Genomic DNA, 15,844 nt, shown 5'->3' with positions numbered 1-15,844 from the left:
GCTAACACATCGTGCTCAGGCGGCGACCCACTGATGGGTGGCCAGTAGCTCCAGCGATCGGTAACGCGCGCGGGGATCGGCAATCGGCGTGTCGACAACAAACTCGTCAATGCTGAAGTTGCGCTGCAGGGCCTCCAGTTGGGCGTGGACCTGTGAAGCGGTGCCTTTCAACAGGGACGGCGTACGAGGCTCAATCAGGTAGTCCGTAAAGCCGCCCTGACGAACATAACGCTCCGCCTGTTCCAGGCTGGCGACGTTCACGCCTGGCCCGTTTTTGACCTGCACGTGGAAATGCCTGAGATCGGCCACCAGCAGCTCGGCCTCGGCGGGCGAGTCAGCTACGACCACCTGCACCGCCACCAGCGCCCGTTTGCCCTGTGCCTGTTGTGAATAGGCCCGCAGAGATCGCGCCAGAAGCTGACGATCGCCGTTGATATGCGCGGCAAACACGAACTGCCAGCCCAGCCGGGCCGCCAGCCGTGCACTCTCTTCGCTCCCGCCTAACAGAAACCGCTGTGCCGGACGGGCCGGTAACGGCGTCGCGCGCACGGCTTCGTCCTCGTCCCGCGGTCCTGTCTCAGGCTTCAGCCAGCTGTCCAGTTGCCTAAGCTGTTCGTCAAAACTGCCCTTTTCGTCCTGATGGACCCCAAGCTGCAGTGCCCGAGTTGAAAGCGGCAGGCCGCCCGGTGCTTTACCGATGCCCAGATCGATCCTTCCCGGCGCCAGCGACGCCAGTAAATTAAAGTTTTCTGCCACTTTGTAGGGGCTGTAGTGCTGCAGCATCACCCCGCCAGAGCCGATACGAATATGTTGAGTTTGCGCCACCAGCCAGGCGATCAACACCTCAGGTGACGGGCTCGCCAGCTGCTCAATATTGTGGTGTTCAGCCAGCCAAAAGCGGTGATAGCCCCATTTTTCAGCCTGTTTCGCCAGCTGCAACGTGCGCTGGAGCGACGCCGCCGGTGTTTCACCTTCCGCTACGGGGGCTTTGTCTAACAGACTTAACTGATATGCCATTCACCTGTCCTCACTCATTTCCGTTATGGGCCAGTGTGGCGATGAGGATATATTTCGTAAAACAATAAATATGAGAATATGAAGTTAAAAAACGGCAATAGAATTTAAATAATAAAGTAATTAACCGAGGGGATTATTATTTCCGCGCGTAAAACATGATCGCGGAGAAGAGTAAAAAATCGCTCAATCACCATTTGCGTATTTTAACTAAGCTTTGATTAATTCCTTATTTTATCCGCGAAAGATCTCGCCTGATGATGTTTCATCAAACTCACGATCTCAGGGCAAGAAAAGCATGGCAAAATTCAGCATGTTATTACACCGTCTCTTTTCAGGTAAACAGAGTTCAGATTGCCAGCACAGCGCAGTAAAAGCGCAGACGGCGCGGGCGGGCTCAGCCTCTGACAGCGCGTTATTCCCCCGCCATCATGTGCCGCGAGATAATAATCAACCTGCCGGTGCGCCGGTTTTATTTACCCATGAAAACGCCCCGACGTTATTACGCGATTACCCCTGGCAACCGAATCATCTTTAATCACCCGTCAGCAGCCTCAGATAAGGCATTGGCCTGTTTAAATAAGGAGACTCATGACGTCATTATTAACGGAACAGCTGGTGCAGTGGCGTCGGGAATTGCACCGGCATCCCGAACTCTCTCATCAGGAGTTTGCCACCACGGAACGTATTACACGCTGGTTAAAGCAGGGTGACATTCGTTTGCTGCCCCTGCCGTTGAAGACCGGCGTGGTGGCGGAAATCGGCCAGGGAGAACCGTTGATCGCTTTTCGCGCCGACATTGATGCCCTTCCCATCGATGAAGGGGTGAACGTACCCTGGCAATCCCAGCGGTCAGGCGTAATGCATGCCTGCGGGCACGACATTCATACCTCGGTGATGCTCGGCGTGGCACATCAGCTTAAGCAACGCGAAGCCACGCTGCCGGGCCGCGTGCGGCTTCTTTTTCAGCCCGCAGAAGAGACGTTTGAAGGGGCCAGCCAGCTGCTTGCCGCAGGCGCGCTGAACGGCGTAAAGGCCATCTTCGGCATGCATAACGCGCCCGATTTGCCGCTGGGCACGCTGCGAACCCGGCCAGGCGCGTTTTACGCCAACGTTGACCGCTTTACGATTCGGGTGCACGGCAAGGGCGCCCATGCCGCACGGCCTCAGGAGGGGATTGACGCTATCGTCATTGCAAGCCACATCGTCACCGCCCTACAGACGCTGCCTGCGCGGGTGTTTAGCGCTCTGGACACAGTCGTTTTGAGCGTCACGCGTTTTACGGCGGGGAACACCTGGAATGTCCTCCCGCAGCAGGTGGAGCTGGAAGGCACGGTCCGCACCCATAATGCGGCGCTACGTCAGCAGATACCTGAGCGTATGACCACGCTGATTCAGGGCCTCGCAGCAGGCTTCGGCGCGCGGGCAGAACTGGAGTGGATAGCAGGGCCGCCCGCCCTGATCAATACGCCAGAATGGGCAGAGGTTGCGCTGGACCAGGCCGCCCAAAGCGGCTATTGCGCGGAAGAGGCTGCAACGCCGCTGATGGGCGGGGAAGATTTTGCCTTTTATCTGCAGCAGGTGCCGGGCGCCTTTGTGAATATCGGCAGTGCCAGCGCGTTTGGCCTGCATCATCCAGCCTTTAATCCCGATGAGGCACTGTTGCGGCCTGCTGTCGACTATTTCACCCAGTTGGCACCGCGCGCCCTGAACATCGTGGCGGCACAGTCCGTGCGTGAAAGCGAAACTGTTATATAAAAAATGGCGTCATCTGTGTCTGAACGGCTTGACTGTTATCTGTTCTAATTGCTATCAGTTGAAAGTGAGGGGAACGATGGACGCCATTAAACAGATCTTGATCGACGAAATTAATACGCTCAACCGTGAAGAACGCCGCGATAACCTGCCGCGTTTCAGCTTCTCTTTTTTGAAAAAGCATCCCGGGCTGTGGGCGGTGATGTATCTGTGCTACGGCCTGTGCGTGGCTCTGATTTTTTCCACTGAGATGCTGGGCTGGCCGGCGTTTTGGTTTGCCACCGCTTTTGTGCTGGTGATGAGCTTTCTGATGTTGCTGGACATCAATCCCAAATACCGCTTCGAAGATATCGATGCGCTGGACCTGCGGGTTTGCTACAACGGCGAATGGTATTACGTGCAGCCGGTGCCTGAACAAGCGGTCTCGCGCATTATGTCTTTACCAGATGCGCCAGAGCGCGTGAAAACAGGGATTGATCGTTTGCTGAAACAGAAAGGCGAAGTGGACTTTTACGACGTTTACTACCTGACATGGGGACATCGCCAGGCCGCGCAGGTTTAATCGCCGGCCATTTCCGCCATAATTTCACCCAGCGTAACAACTGCAGCCTCGGCCCGTGAATCCCAGGGCCAGGCGGTATTGAGCCGGAAACAGTGGCTGAACTGTTCACCTGCAGCAAACATCTGCCCCGGCGCAATACTGATGCCTTTCGCCAGCGCCCGCTGGTAAAGCTGCGTGGTGTTAATGCTGTCCGGCAGCGTGACCCATAAAAAATATCCCCCCGCCGCGTCACTTACCGTTGACTGCGCAGGCAGAACCTTTATCAGTGCCTGGCGGGCCAGCTGCTGGCGCTTGACCAGGCTTTGCCGCAGCCGTTTCAGATGGTTATCGTAGCGGCGGGTTGCCAGAAAATCGGCCAGCGCCAGCTGCATCGGTGCGCTGGTAGAGAGCGTGCTCATCAGTTGCAGACGTTGAATGCGCTGTGCATGCTGACCTGCCGCCACCCAACCCACCCGAAATCCCGCCACCAGTGATTTTGAAAATGATCCACAGTGCAGCACGTTGCCCTCGCGGTCCCAGGCTTTGGCCGGCAGGGGCGGTGCGCGTTCGTCCCACAGCTCTGCGTACACATCGTCTTCAATAAGCGGCACCTGATGACGGGCCAGTAACGCCACCAGCTGCTGTTTACGCGCGGGCGTCAAGGTAACGCCTAACGGATTTTGCAGGGTCGTCATCAGCCAGCAGGCCTTCACCGGCCAGCGCTGAAGCGCATCCTCAAGCTGCTGTAAATCAATGCCGTTCTGGGCATCGCTCGGAATAGCCAGCGCCTTGAGCTTAAGCCGTTCAATCGCCTGGAGTGCACCATAAAAGCTGGGCTGCTCAATCACGACATAGTCGCCGGGTTCGGTCAGGGACTGCAGACTGAGGTTCAGCGCCTCCAGCGCACCGCTGGTGATGACGATTTCATCGGGCGATAAAGTCATGCCCTGGCGGGCGTAGCGCTGGGCCAGCAGCTGGCGCAGCGTCGCATTGCCAGGCGGCAGGTTATGTAACGCATCGGTAGGCGTCAGCTGGTGGGAAACGTTCGCCAGCGAGCGCATAAGCTGGCGCTGGGGAAACAAAGCCGGATCGGGAAACGCTGAACCAAAGGGCACGATGGCCGGATCGCGCGTGGCCTGCAGGATGTCGAAGACAAAGTCGTTGATATCTACCCGCTCGCTAATGGCCACGCTGAGCGGCGCGGCCGCCAGCGCCCGCGGCGCCACGTAATAGCCGGACTGCGGACGCGAGACGATCCATCCCTGACTTTCCAGCAATTCATAGGCATGCAGCACGGTCATCAGGCTCACCCCCTGCCGGGCGACCTGCTGGCGCAGCGAAGGCAGTCGGGTGCCTGGGGGCCAGATACCGGCTTCTATTTGCTGCTGAATGTCGTCCATTAATCGCTGATATTTCGCCACGGCATGTTGCTCCTGATGCTGAGGCGTCACTTTAGCATGTTGAACATCTGTAACAAAAAAAGCCGTGGCGCTAACACTCCAGTTCAGCGGGTTTGTCTGTTTCTGCGCGGGCAAACACGTCCATCTCTTCAATCCGCTCCGGTGGAAGGGGGCGACCGAGCAGATATCCCTGCAGAGTGTTGCAGCCAAGATCGGTAAGAAACGCCTGCTGTTCAGGCGTTTCGACGCCTTCGGCTACCACTTTTAAATGCAGTGACTGCGCCAGCGCAACGATCGCCGACACAATGGTGGCATCTTCTGACTGATGCTGAAGTTCGTTCACGAAGGCCCGATCGATTTTCAGCTCGCTGGCCGGCAGACGTTTGAGATACAGCAGGCTGGAATAGCCAGTACCAAAGTCATCGATCGACGCTTTGACGCCCAGTTCGGTGAGTTCGGTCAGAATGCGCACACTATCATCAGGATTGCGCATGGCCGTGGTTTCGGTCACCTCCAGCGTTAACTGCGCGGCCGGAATATGGTGCAGCGCCAGCGCCTGCTTGACGGTATCGACCAGGTTACTCTGCTCAAACTGCATCGCCGACAGGTTTACCGCCACCGACCACTCAGGATGGCCCTGCAGGTGCCACTGGTGCAGTTGGCGGCAGGCCTCATTAATTACCCAGTTACCAATATTGACTATCATGCCGGTTTTTTCCGCCATCGGCAGAAAGCAGTCCGGCGACAGTAAGCCGTGCCTTGGATGCTGCCAGCGCAGCAGCGCCTCGAAGCCCAGAATCGGGCCATGCGGGGCACAGAATTTTGGCTGGTAATACAGGCGCAGCTCATCGTTATCCAGCGCATGCCACAGGTCGTTATTAAGCTGTAGCTGGCTCTGCGCCAGGATATTCATGGACGGCTGGAAGAAGGTGTAACCGTTTCGACCGTTGTTTTTAGTGTGATACATCGCAGCATCGGCATTAAACATTAGCTCGCGTTCATCCTCGCCATCGCCGGGATACACCACGATACCAATGCTTAACGACACCACCAGATCGTAACGGGAAATGGAGAACGGGCGATCGATGGCTTTCACCAGTTGATCGGCCACCGCTGCCGCATCGTTCGGTTCGGTAATTTCAATCAGCAGAACAAACTCATCGCCACCCAGCCGCGCCAGGGTGTAGTAGCCTTTCATCTGCTCACTCATCCTTTCCGTCACGCTGATCAGCAGACTGTCGCCAATATGGTGACCAAAAGCATCGTTTACCGCTTTAAACCCATCAAGATCCATGAACATCAGGGCAAACTGACTGCACTCCCGGTTGGCTTTGTTAATGGCCTGTTCAAGACGATCTTCCAACAGGATACGGTTGGGCAGTCGGGTCAGGTTATCGTGCAGCGCCAGCTGTGCCAGCTCACGATTGGCTTCCGCCAGCGAACTGGCCAGGATCGACGTTCGGGCCTGCATACGCGCATCCAGCATGGAAACCAGTAGCGTAATGCCGAGAATGGCAAGGGTCACCACGGTCACAACCATGGCTAACCAGTTGCTGTTAACGCCAGCGTCCATGCTATGGCTGCCCGCAGGGAATTCAGCCGCCATCATGCCGGTGTAGTGCATGCCGGCAATCGCGGCGCCCATCACCACCGAGGCGCACACTCGCAGAGTCGCGACGCGTCCCTCATGCCCTTCCCGTAGTTTAAATGCCAGCCACAGTGCGGCAACAGAGGCAGCCAGCGCAATGATCACCGATGTCAGCACCCAGCCCCAGTTCCAGACGATCCCCTGCGACAGCATCAGCGCGGCCATGCCGGTATAGTGCATGGCTACAATGCCCGAGCCCAGCACGATGGCTCCGCCGGCTAAGCGCGGCAGGGGCAACTCCCCATGACAGACCAGCCACAGCGCGAATATTGAGGCGCACACCGCAATACCGGCAGACAGCGCCGTCAGCCGGGCGTCGTAACTCATCATCATGTCCAGATCCATAGACAGCATGCCGATGAAGTGCATTGCCCAAATGCCGATGCCCATGGCAAAGCCGCCGCCAAGCAGCCATACGAGCGCCACTTTACCGGTTGAGGTCGCCACGCGTCCCGCCATATCCAGCGCAGTAAATGAAGCCAGCATCGCCACCAATACCGAAATGACGACAATAAATGCGTTATAAGAGGCCACTAACATAGGGTTTTCCGAACAGCGCCGAATACGCAGCTGTAATAATGGAGTTGAAAAAGATCTTTTGCCTTGTTTACCGTTTATCGGCGCAGAAAAATACTAACTTAGGCTTTTTTAATAGAAGATATCGATGCTTCCGAGCGTCAGGATCAATCGATCCTCATTACAGGCAAAATACATGATAGTCATGCAGCGCGATTTTGCCCGGACGGCTGGGGTGCCGCTTTCCCTTCTCCGCTATCCGCCCATGCGTCTCAGTGACATAGAGCCACCTAAAAACGAGACTTTTTCAAGAACTTAACAGGCGAAAACACCCCAATACTTTCCTTGACGTTCGCCCGTAACCGAAGCGTTTCGGTGAGCGTTTCAGACCGGTGCGAAAACATATCATCGAAACCGAAAGTGGGATAGAGGGCCGGCAGTTTCGCCTTTTTTATTTTCATGCATTAACGGGCGAGGCAGATGAAGGGGGCTAATGTAACAAAATAATAAAAATTTTTACGCGGAGTTTCGCCACAGCGCATAAGCTGATGTATAGTAAAAAAAACTAATATAAAACGTTCAACCCGATGACGCGGTTATCGTCAAAAACGCTGGCAGGATGCTAATAACTTACAGCAAGATTCTAATTTTTCTGGTTTTTTTGTATTACGCCATCAGGTGAAAAAGCACTGATCCTCAATAATCGGTAAGGAATGGTTATGAAATTCAAGCTTTTTCTGTTCGTTGTCGGGTTGACTACGGCGCTGCCTTCCGCGACGTTTGCTGCCACCACCACGGGTGCGATTAACGCGACGCTAACATTAACCACGGGTTGTCTGGTGAACGGGCAGTCCGCCACCACTGGCGTAAATTTCGGTTCGTTAAACTTTGGCAGCAGTGCCGCGACCTTCGATACCCTGAATGCCACCTTAGTGGGCGCGGCGGGTAACGGTATCTACGTGCGCTGCACAACCGGTCAAACCTTTAACGTCCAGGTGACCAGCAGCAATGCGGCACCGGGAACCGTCTACGGCACCGTGTCATCCGCTCCACGCTACCTGGTGCTGGGGGCGGATAATACCCAGGGCATCGCTTATACCCTCTATAGTGACGCCTCCTTTAGCACCGCCATCGCAAATAACACCAATATTGCGCCCAGCGGCACCACCGATCCGACGCTTGGTACCAATTACGCCATCTACGGGCGCGTCGTGGGCGGCGGCTTTAACCCTGTGATACCGGCCGGGACTTACACCGATACGATTAACGTCGCCGTGAACTATTGAGTGCTCGTGTTTGAGTAGCGACAGATGACGGCAAAGTGGTCACCTGTTTCAGTCACCGTTGGCGGGCTGCTGCTGTGGGTGAGTGGTAATGGGTGGGGCATCACGACCAGCTCCACCACATTCCAGGTGTCAGCGTCAATCGTTGCGGGTTGCGTGGTCTCAGGCACGAATACGGGGATCTTTGGCACGCTTAATTTTGGTACCCAGTCGGGGTTGGCCACGAACAGCGTTAGCGCCAGCTATGTACAAAGTTCCACGATTAACCTTGCCTGCACACCGGGCACCACGCTGAGCATGACCATCAATGGCGGCAGTAACTATACCTCGACCCGTAATCTGAAGCTGGCTAACAACACCAACACGGTTCCCTATTACCTCTACAGCAATGCTGCACGTACCACGCCGATTCCGGTGAACACGGCAGTGCCGTTGAGCTACAGCAATGCGAATAACATCACGTTACCAATATATGGCTCGCTGCAGTTACCCGGCCCGACGCGCGCCGGGGTTTATTCGGACACCCTCAGCGTCACGCTGACCTGGTGATAAAAGGACAAAGGAGCTTTACCATGCCATCCCTGCGCGCCCTGTTTTTTCTGTTCACATTTCTGCTGTTGCCTCAGGCTCAGGGCGCTAACTCCGTCATGATTTGGCCCATCGATCCGGCGATTAACCCGGAGGACAAAGCCAGCGAGCTGTGGCTGGAAAACCGTGGCAGCACCACCACCCTGATGCAGGTGCGCATCTTCGCCTGGCAGCAGACGCACAATCAGGAGCAGTATCAGACCCAGCAGCAGGTTGTCGCCAGCCCGCCGCTGATACGCATCGAACCCGGGCAAAAGCAGCTCGTTCGCCTGATTAAACAAGTCCCGCCCGTGGCAGGTAAAGAGATGGCCTACCGCGTCGTGCTGGATGAGATCCCCACCCCACGGTCGGTCGGCGATAATCAGGCCGGACTGAATTTTCAGATGCGCTATTCGGTTCCCCTGTTTGTCTACGGCAACGGACTGGTTCGCGATGACGCCAGGTCTGTACTGAGCTGGCGCCAGGTCAACACTGGCGGTCAGCGCTATCTGGAGCTGACTAATCGCGGTAACGGCCACGCACGTCTCAGTAATGTCACCGTGGGCGGTCAGCGACTCGGAAACGGACTTTACGGTTATGTGCTGGCTAACAGCACCCAGCGTTTTCCTCTGAGAGCCGCGGTCAGCGGTGAACTGCGCGCAGAAACCAATCACGGGCAGTGGCGCAGCGCTGCGGCTCAGTAAAGTGTAATGATGCCGTTTTCGCCGCATCCCGTTGCGCTGGCTATCGCGGGGCTGTGCTGCCTGATACCCGGTTCTGTCTGGGCTGAAACCTTTACGTCGCTCCCGCCGCCGCCCGCAGTGGACAACAGCGCCGCCGGTCAGCGCTACATGTTAGAGCTGGTGGTGAATCAGCAGGCACGGGGCGATATCGTGCCGGTAGAGCAACAAAACGGCCACTTTCTGGTGCGGGCAGGCGATCTGCAGCGTGCGGGGATCCCGCCGGAAAAGTATCAGGGACAACAACAGGTTGATGTTAATCAGCTCGCAGAGGTGAAAGTGGACTATGACGATCGTCGCCAGCGCCTGCTGCTGACGGTACCGCCCGGCTGGCTGCCCGAACAGACGATTGGTGAGAGCAACACCGGACCGCGCTTTCCCGGACGCGTCAGCCCTGGGGCGCTGATAAATTACGATCTCTACGCCACGCGCACCGACGTTGCGGGTACACGTCTGGCGGCCTGGAACGAACTGCGCCTGTTTGGTGATGCCGGACACATCTCCAGCAACGGCGTCTGGCAACAGCAGCTGGAAGGACAAAATCGCTACCAGGATGATGGCTATATCCGCTACGACACCTGGTGGAGCAATGAAAACGAAAACGCCATCCTGAGCTGGCGGGTCGGCGACCTCACGACCGATGCGCTGGCATGGACCAGCAGCGTCCGGCTTGGCGGCATTCAGGTTGCGCGGGACTTCAGCGTACGTCCGGATCTGGTGACCTATCCCCTGCCCGCGTTTTCCGGTCAGGCGGCGGTGCCCTCAACGGTCGATCTGTTTGTTAACGGCTACCGCTCCACTCAGGCCAACGTTCAGCCCGGTCCCTGGTCGCTCACGAACGTGCCCTTTGTAAACGGCGCGGGCAACGCGGTGATTACCACCACGGATGCCGTCGGGCGTCAGGTGGTCACCACGCTGCCGTTTTATGTTTCCAGTAATCTGCTTAAGCCGGGCCTGTCCGATTACGCCTTTTCCGCCGGTGCGATGCGGCAAAACTACGGCATTAAAAACGCGGATTACGGTGCGGCGGCGATGAGCGGCTCATGGCGCTATGGCATGACAGACTGGCTCACCCTGGAAACCCATGGGGAGGGCAGTAACCACCTGGGCATGGGCGGAGCAGGCGCGCAGTTTAAAGTGGGCAGTTGGGGCGTGATCAATGGCGCAGCCGCGCAGAGTCAAATGGACGGGCAGTCTGGCGCGCAGTACAGCTGGGGCTATCAGTACAACAACAGTCGCTTTAGCCTGGGTACGCAGCACCAGGTGCGCAATGCCGGCTTTGGTAATCTGGCCCTGCTGAGCAACCAGCGCAACGGCGGTTCGGATTACCGTTACAGCCTGGCGCGGCGAACGGCGCAGTACAGCGCCAGCATATCGCTCAACCGTTATGGCAGCCTGGGTGCAGCCTATATTGATATTTCCGGCGGCGATAACCAGCGCACCAGCCTGTGGAACCTCTCCTGGAGTAAAAACCTGTGGGGCAATGCCAGCCTGTACGTTTCCGCCAGCCGTGACAGGCAACAGGGCGAATGGAGCGGCGCCGTCTCGCTGGTGATTCCGTTTGGTGAAAACAGCAATGCCTCACTGAGCGTTGAGCGCGATCAGCAAGGTCGACACAATCAACGGGCTTATCTGTCCCGCGCCATGCCCAGCGACGGCGGTTTTGCCTGGGACGCCTCCTGGGCCAACCAGGGCGGGAATAGCGGTGATTACCGGCAGGGCAGCCTGCGCTACCGTAACAATAAAATCGATACGTCTGGCGGATTCTACGGGGATGATGGCAACACTACGCAGTGGGCAGATTTATCCGGCGCGCTGGTGTTAATGGATAACCAGGTCTTTGCCGCAAACACGATCAATGATGCCTTTGTGGTGGTGAAAACCAACTACCCGGACGTCAATGTCCGCTATGAAAACCAGTCGATGGGACGTACCGACAGCAAGGGCTATCTGCTGGTGCCCTCCATCAGCAGCTATTACGCGGCCAAATACGATATCGATACGCTCGACCTGCCCGCCGACATGACCACGCCCAAAGTCGAGCAGCGTTTTGCCGTGAAGCGCCAGAGTGGATTTTTGCTGAATTTTCCGGTTGAGCGTTTACGCGCCGCCAGCGTGATTCTGTATGACAGCCATAACCAGCCGTTGCCGGTATCCAGCCAGGTGATCCGTCCCGGCCAGGCAACGGGCTACGTTGGCTGGGACGGTATCGCCTGGCTGGACGATCTCAGCGAACACAACCCAATTAAGGTCATCGCGCCTGACGGCCGAACCTGTAAAACCGAACTGACCCTGGCGGGTGGCCAGCCGCAGGCATTGAAAACCTACGGTCCGCTGACCTGTCCCCTGCCGCCGCTGCCCGACGGCGCACCGGTACCCAACCCCGAAAACGCGACAGCCGGAATAACACCATGAAAAACCTGATGCTGCTTTGCCTGCTGCTGCTGCCCTCGCTGGGCTATGCCGCCTGTACCCTTCCCGCGTCCAGCGCCAGCTTTGGCACACAAACCACGTTTGTTGCCAATACCAGCGTCAGCACGACCTCCACCAACGCTAACGTTAACTGCGGATCAGGCACGGCCCTGACTCTGCTGAGTAATAATCAGATTACGTTTCAGCTGACCAGCGCCAGCAACACCAACGGCACGCGCGGCACGCTCAAGCGAAGCGGCGATACCGGTAGCGACAATATTCCGGTGCGGCTGTGTACCGACAGCGCCTGCGCCAATGAGCTGACTATTGGCGGATCGGCTTTTGTGTATAACTCGGCCACATTGATCAACCTGGCGGGATTACTCGGCAGCCTGAACTTCGCGATTCCGGTGTATTTACGCACCGTCGCCGGGCAAACCGTGGCGGCGGGCAGCTATACGCTCACCCTGAACATGACCGTCACCTATAACATCTGCACCTCTGTTTCCGCCCTGGGCGCTTGTCTGACCCCGCAGACCGGCAGCGGCGTGATCCCCATTACCGTGACCGTCGTTCTGAGCAATGACTGTACAGCGATTACCGCCCCCAACATTAGCTTTGGCAGCGCGCCGCTGGTCACCAGCTTTGGGGCAATTTCGCAAACCATCAGTGTGTTATGCAGTAAAGGCAGTACCTATACCGTGGGCTTAAGCAATGGCAACAACGCATCAGGCAGCGTGCGCAACATGGCGAGCGGAACCAATCGTTTGAGTTACGAAATCTATAAAGGAACCAGTAGCGATCGCTGGGGGCCGAGTGGCACAGAACGGGTGGGCAGTGCGGCGGCCAATACCGTCAGCACCGATGGACTGACGCGCAGCTATAACTACACTGCGCGCGTCCTCACCACGCAAAACACGCCGCCTGCGGGAAACTACAGCGACAGCGTGGTGGTGGATATTGCGTTTTAAAGGGATGTGCTGACCGGCGTGCTGCCGTGACGAGCGCGATACTGCTTAACCATGCGACCAATGAGCAGCGTACCAAACAGGCCACAGACGGCCGCAAAGGTCAGCCACACGCCCGGCATCGCCTTGTCACCTGTGGCGTGAATCAGATAGCTGGATACTGCTGGCGTAAAGCCGCCAAACAGCGCCGTTGCCAGGCTGTAGGCCATAGAGAAGCCCGCGGCGCGCACTTCCGCTGGCATAATTTCCGCCAGATAAACCACCATGGCGCCGTTATAGCTTGCGTAGAGAAAGGAGAGCCATAATTCCGCCTCGACCAGATGCGCGAAGCTGGGTGAGCCCACCATCCAGTGCAGCACCGGCCAGGCGGTGGCAATCATCAGCACGGTAAACGTCAGCAGCAGCGGGCGACGACCTATGCGATCGGAGAGCGCGCCCATCACCGGTAGCCAGAACAGGTTCGAAATCCCGACAAACAGCGTCACCATAAACGCCTGGGTGTCGCTCATCATCAACACCGTTTTGCCGAAGGTGGGCGTAAAGGCGGTAATCATATAGAACATCACGGTGGTAGTGACGACCATCAGCATACCTGCCAGCACCAGCGCCCAGTTGCTGGCCACCGAACGCATAATTTCGGTCATGGCCGGGTGGTGTTTACGCTGACTGAAGGCTTCGGTTTCTTCCAGCATACGGCGGATATAAAACAGGAAGGGCACGATCAGGCAGCCCACCACGAAGGGAATGCGCCAGCCCCACTCGGTGACGTCATCATGAGAAAGCAGATGGTTCAGACCCAGTCCCAGCAGCGCAGCGAATATCACCGCAATCTGCTGACTTCCGGATTGCCAGCTGACAAAGAAGCCTTTGCGGCCTTTCGGTGCGACTTCGGCCAGATAGACCGACACGCCACCCAGTTCCACACCGGCTGAAAAGCCCTGCAGCAAACGCCCCAGCAGAATCAGAACCGGTGCCGCCGCGCCCAGCGTGGCATAACCCGGTACCAGTGCAATCGTGAGCGTGCCCAGCGCCATCAGGCCAAGCGTTAACAGTAGCCCTTTGCGACGACCATGGTGGTCGATGTAAGCCCCCAGAATAATGGCCCCCAGCGGACGCATCAGGAAGCCCGCACCGAAGGTCATCAACGTCAGCATCAGGGAAGAGAACGGATCGTCACCGGGAAAGAAGGTTTTGGCGATGGCCGTGGCGTAGTAGCCAAACACCATGAAATCGTACATCTCAAGGAAGTTACCACTGGTAACGTTGAAAATGGTTCTGGCCGCACTGGCTGGCGGCTTTTGTAAAGTTTCACTCGGGTTCATCACGGCTTCCTTGGTTTTTTATCCGTTTTAGCCTGCGACAAGCCAGATTAATGTGACACCGATCACCATTTCAGTTTACAAGTCTATAAGTTTCCGTAACAAGAAATTAACAGGAGAGTTACAGCAGCATCTTTGCCTGTTATCAGGCGGAATGAGCAGAAGAAGATTCTGTGAAAACAGACATAAAAAAAGCGCGGCGGAATGCGCGCTTTTTAGCCTTGATAGCGTATTGACGAGGCGCGTTTACCACGCCTGAAGGCCCCGAATGTTGGCTGAATGCGTTGAGCGTTAAGCGGGAAAGCCCGACCGGCTCCAATCGCTATTTCTTGACCGTTTCCATTCCCATCAAGCCGATTTTTAAATACCCGGCCGTGCGCAGTTCGTCCATCACGCTCATCAGGGTTTCATAATCGACAGACTTGTCCGCCTGGAAGAAGATCGTGGTGTCCTTGTTGCCTTCCGTCTGCTGGGTCAGCACGTTGATCAACGACGCTTTATTCACCACCTCGTTACCCACGTACAACTGCTTGTCGGCTTTGATCGAAAGGTAAACCGGTTTTTCCGGACGCGGTTGGGGCGCACTGGTGGAAGCCGGAAGGTTAACACGGACATCAACGGTCGCCAGCGGCGCTGCAACCATAAAGATGATCAACAACACCAGCATCACGTCGATAAACGGCGTGACGTTGATTTCGTGCATTTCGCCATCTGTTTCGGCCTGGTCGTTTAATCGCATCGCCATAACGCTTACCCCAGACGCAGTTTTTGTGCGGCTGCCGGGCGGTTAACGTCAGGCTGGGCCAGGTTTCCCAGGTCGATATCGCGGCTTTGCAGCAGCATGATTTGCGCGGCCACATCGCCCAGCGAGGCTTTGTAGTTGGCGATCATGCGGGCAAACACGTTGTAGATCACCACGGCCGGAATGGCGGCGACCAGGCCAATAGCGGTAGCCAGCAAGGCTTCGGCAATGCCGGGGGCAACCACGGCAAGATTCGTGGTTTGCGTTTTGGCGATACCAATGAAGCTGTTCATGATGCCCCAGACGGTGCCGAACAGGCCGACAAACGGCGCGACCGAACCAATCGTGGCCAGGAAACCGTTACCGCGGCCCGCGTGACGGCAGAAGGCAGCCACCCGACGTTCAAGACGGAAAGCGGTACGCTCTTTGATCCCGGCGGTATCTTCAACGCCAGCAGAAAGTTCCAGCTCATTTTGCGCATCGTTAAGAAGTACCGCGCTGTGGCTGGCGGTTTTGAACTGCTGGGCAGCGCGTGCGGCATCATTCAGGTTGCGGGCTTCACCTAACGCCAGCTGCTCGCGCTTGAGGCGACGTTTGGCCGCGCTCAGCTCAGCATATTTACCGAAGAAAATTGCCCAGGTCACGACCGAGGCCAATAACAGACCAATCATGACCACCTTTACCACGATATCGGCATGCTGGTACATGCCCCATACGGAAAGGTCTGCTTGCATTAAGTCACTGGCTACCACGCTGCTTCTCCAACTTCATCTACTACATGGGTGCGGAATGAAGTGCCGATGATAGCAAAAAACAATCGAATTGATAGTGGTTCTCATTAGTATTTACAATCTTGCAGCCACTGACGACGGTGAGTCAGCACCTGAATAAGCCGCGTCTGCCCTGCCGTTTCTTTAGTCCAATCCTGTCGGGATGCCC

The 15,844-nt window shown here is 56.8% G+C and carries 13 protein-coding genes; 7 read left to right on the top strand and 6 right to left on the bottom strand.

Going from position 1 to position 15,844, the window contains the following annotated elements:
- Positions 1-15 precede the first annotated feature (15 nt).
- Complete coding sequence (locus DFO57_RS10835) at positions 16-1,017, bottom strand: LLM class flavin-dependent oxidoreductase (RefSeq protein WP_072138306.1); 1,002 nt, start codon at positions 1,015-1,017, stop codon at positions 16-18.
- Positions 1,018-1,605: 588 nt separating this feature from the next.
- Here DFO57_RS10835 and DFO57_RS10825 point away from each other — a divergent pair.
- Together DFO57_RS10825 and DFO57_RS10820 are read left to right on the top strand one after the other, a co-directional pair.
- On the top strand, positions 1,606-2,772 hold the full coding sequence (locus DFO57_RS10825) for an amidohydrolase (RefSeq protein WP_024471041.1): 1,167 nt from the start codon (positions 1,606-1,608) through the stop codon (positions 2,770-2,772).
- 76 nt (positions 2,773-2,848) lie between these two features.
- Positions 2,849-3,331: a YlaC family protein gene (locus DFO57_RS10820; RefSeq protein ID WP_014594608.1), complete on the top strand. Its 483-nt coding sequence runs from the start codon at positions 2,849-2,851 to the stop codon at positions 3,329-3,331.
- On the opposite strand, the gene DFO57_RS10815 is transcribed toward DFO57_RS10820, so the two are convergent.
- Both DFO57_RS10815 and DFO57_RS10810 read right to left on the bottom strand, forming a co-directional pair.
- Positions 3,328-4,731: a PLP-dependent aminotransferase family protein gene (locus DFO57_RS10815; protein WP_024471042.1), complete on the bottom strand. Its 1,404-nt coding sequence runs from the start codon at positions 4,729-4,731 to the stop codon at positions 3,328-3,330. The two genes, DFO57_RS10820 and DFO57_RS10815, sit on opposite strands and share 4 nt — an antisense overlap.
- Before the next feature lie 70 nt (positions 4,732-4,801).
- Positions 4,802-6,898, bottom strand: coding sequence for a bifunctional diguanylate cyclase/phosphodiesterase (locus DFO57_RS10810; protein WP_110015342.1), 2,097 nt, complete (start codon positions 6,896-6,898; stop codon positions 4,802-4,804).
- Between the two features lie 695 nt (positions 6,899-7,593).
- Between DFO57_RS10810 and DFO57_RS10805 the strand changes: the two genes are divergently transcribed.
- Genes DFO57_RS10805 through DFO57_RS10785 form a run of 5 tightly spaced genes read left to right on the top strand, consistent with a single transcriptional unit; the run spans position 7,594 to position 12,847 of the window.
- Entirely contained in the window at positions 7,594-8,160 is a 567-nt protein-coding gene (locus DFO57_RS10805) for a spore coat protein U domain-containing protein (RefSeq protein ID WP_014594610.1), read from the top strand.
- A gap of 24 nt (positions 8,161-8,184) precedes the next feature.
- The gene (locus DFO57_RS10800) at positions 8,185-8,706 is read left to right on the top strand and encodes a spore coat U domain-containing protein (protein ID WP_013027201.1); all 522 of its coding nucleotides are present in this window, start codon (positions 8,185-8,187) and stop codon (positions 8,704-8,706) included.
- 23 nt (positions 8,707-8,729) lie between these two features.
- Positions 8,730-9,428 (top strand): molecular chaperone, encoded by a 699-nt coding sequence (locus tag DFO57_RS10795; RefSeq protein ID WP_072139050.1) that lies wholly within the window; start codon positions 8,730-8,732, stop codon positions 9,426-9,428.
- A 6-nt stretch (positions 9,429-9,434) separates the two neighbouring features.
- Positions 9,435-11,879, top strand: coding sequence for a fimbria/pilus outer membrane usher protein (locus tag DFO57_RS10790; RefSeq protein WP_110015341.1), 2,445 nt, complete (start codon positions 9,435-9,437; stop codon positions 11,877-11,879).
- A complete protein-coding gene (locus DFO57_RS10785; protein ID WP_072404582.1) occupies positions 11,876-12,847 on the top strand; it encodes a spore coat protein U domain-containing protein in 972 nt (323 codons plus the stop codon). The genes DFO57_RS10790 and DFO57_RS10785 overlap by 4 nt, the downstream gene beginning before the upstream one ends.
- On the opposite strand, the gene DFO57_RS10780 is transcribed toward DFO57_RS10785, so the two are convergent.
- The 3 genes from DFO57_RS10780 to exbB form a co-directional block, all read right to left on the bottom strand.
- Positions 12,844-14,166 (bottom strand): MFS transporter, encoded by a 1,323-nt coding sequence (locus DFO57_RS10780; RefSeq protein ID WP_014594614.1) that lies wholly within the window; start codon positions 14,164-14,166, stop codon positions 12,844-12,846. The two genes, DFO57_RS10785 and DFO57_RS10780, sit on opposite strands and share 4 nt — an antisense overlap.
- 319 nt (positions 14,167-14,485) lie before the next feature.
- Complete coding sequence (gene exbD / locus DFO57_RS10775) at positions 14,486-14,908, bottom strand: TonB system transport protein ExbD (protein WP_013027206.1); 423 nt, start codon at positions 14,906-14,908, stop codon at positions 14,486-14,488.
- A gap of 5 nt (positions 14,909-14,913) precedes the next feature.
- Entirely contained in the window at positions 14,914-15,639 is a 726-nt protein-coding gene (exbB, locus tag DFO57_RS10770) for a tol-pal system-associated acyl-CoA thioesterase (RefSeq protein WP_014594615.1), read from the bottom strand.
- Positions 15,640-15,844: the final 205 nt, after the last annotated feature.

Source organism: Pantoea sp. AG702 (assembly GCF_003182295.1).
Taxonomy (GTDB): domain Bacteria; phylum Pseudomonadota; class Gammaproteobacteria; order Enterobacterales; family Enterobacteriaceae; genus Pantoea; species Pantoea ananatis.
This window is presented reverse-complemented; position numbering and strand designations above follow the sequence as displayed.

Bases quoted from the DNA above. Each gene is read 5' to 3' on its own strand.
- DFO57_RS10835 (WP_072138306.1), bottom strand. From the start codon at position 1,017: ATGGCATATCAGTTAAGTCTGTTAGACAAAGCCCCCGTAGCGGAAGGT.
- DFO57_RS10825 (WP_024471041.1), top strand. From the start codon at position 1,606: ATGACGTCATTATTAACGGAACAGCTGGTGCAGTGGCGTCGGGAATTG.
- DFO57_RS10820 (WP_014594608.1), top strand. From the start codon at position 2,849: ATGGACGCCATTAAACAGATCTTGATCGACGAAATTAATACGCTCAAC.
- DFO57_RS10810 (WP_110015342.1), bottom strand. From the start codon at position 6,898: ATGTTAGTGGCCTCTTATAACGCATTTATTGTCGTCATTTCGGTATTG.
- DFO57_RS10805 (WP_014594610.1), top strand. From the start codon at position 7,594: ATGAAATTCAAGCTTTTTCTGTTCGTTGTCGGGTTGACTACGGCGCTG.
- DFO57_RS10800 (WP_013027201.1), top strand. From the start codon at position 8,185: ATGACGGCAAAGTGGTCACCTGTTTCAGTCACCGTTGGCGGGCTGCTG.
- DFO57_RS10795 (WP_072139050.1), top strand. From the start codon at position 8,730: ATGCCATCCCTGCGCGCCCTGTTTTTTCTGTTCACATTTCTGCTGTTG.
- DFO57_RS10790 (WP_110015341.1), top strand. From the start codon at position 9,435: ATGATGCCGTTTTCGCCGCATCCCGTTGCGCTGGCTATCGCGGGGCTG.
- DFO57_RS10785 (WP_072404582.1), top strand. From the start codon at position 11,876: ATGAAAAACCTGATGCTGCTTTGCCTGCTGCTGCTGCCCTCGCTGGGC.
- DFO57_RS10780 (WP_014594614.1), bottom strand. From the start codon at position 14,166: ATGAACCCGAGTGAAACTTTACAAAAGCCGCCAGCCAGTGCGGCCAGA.
- exbD (WP_013027206.1), bottom strand. From the start codon at position 14,908: ATGGCGATGCGATTAAACGACCAGGCCGAAACAGATGGCGAAATGCAC.
- exbB (WP_014594615.1), bottom strand. From the start codon at position 15,639: ATGCAAGCAGACCTTTCCGTATGGGGCATGTACCAGCATGCCGATATC.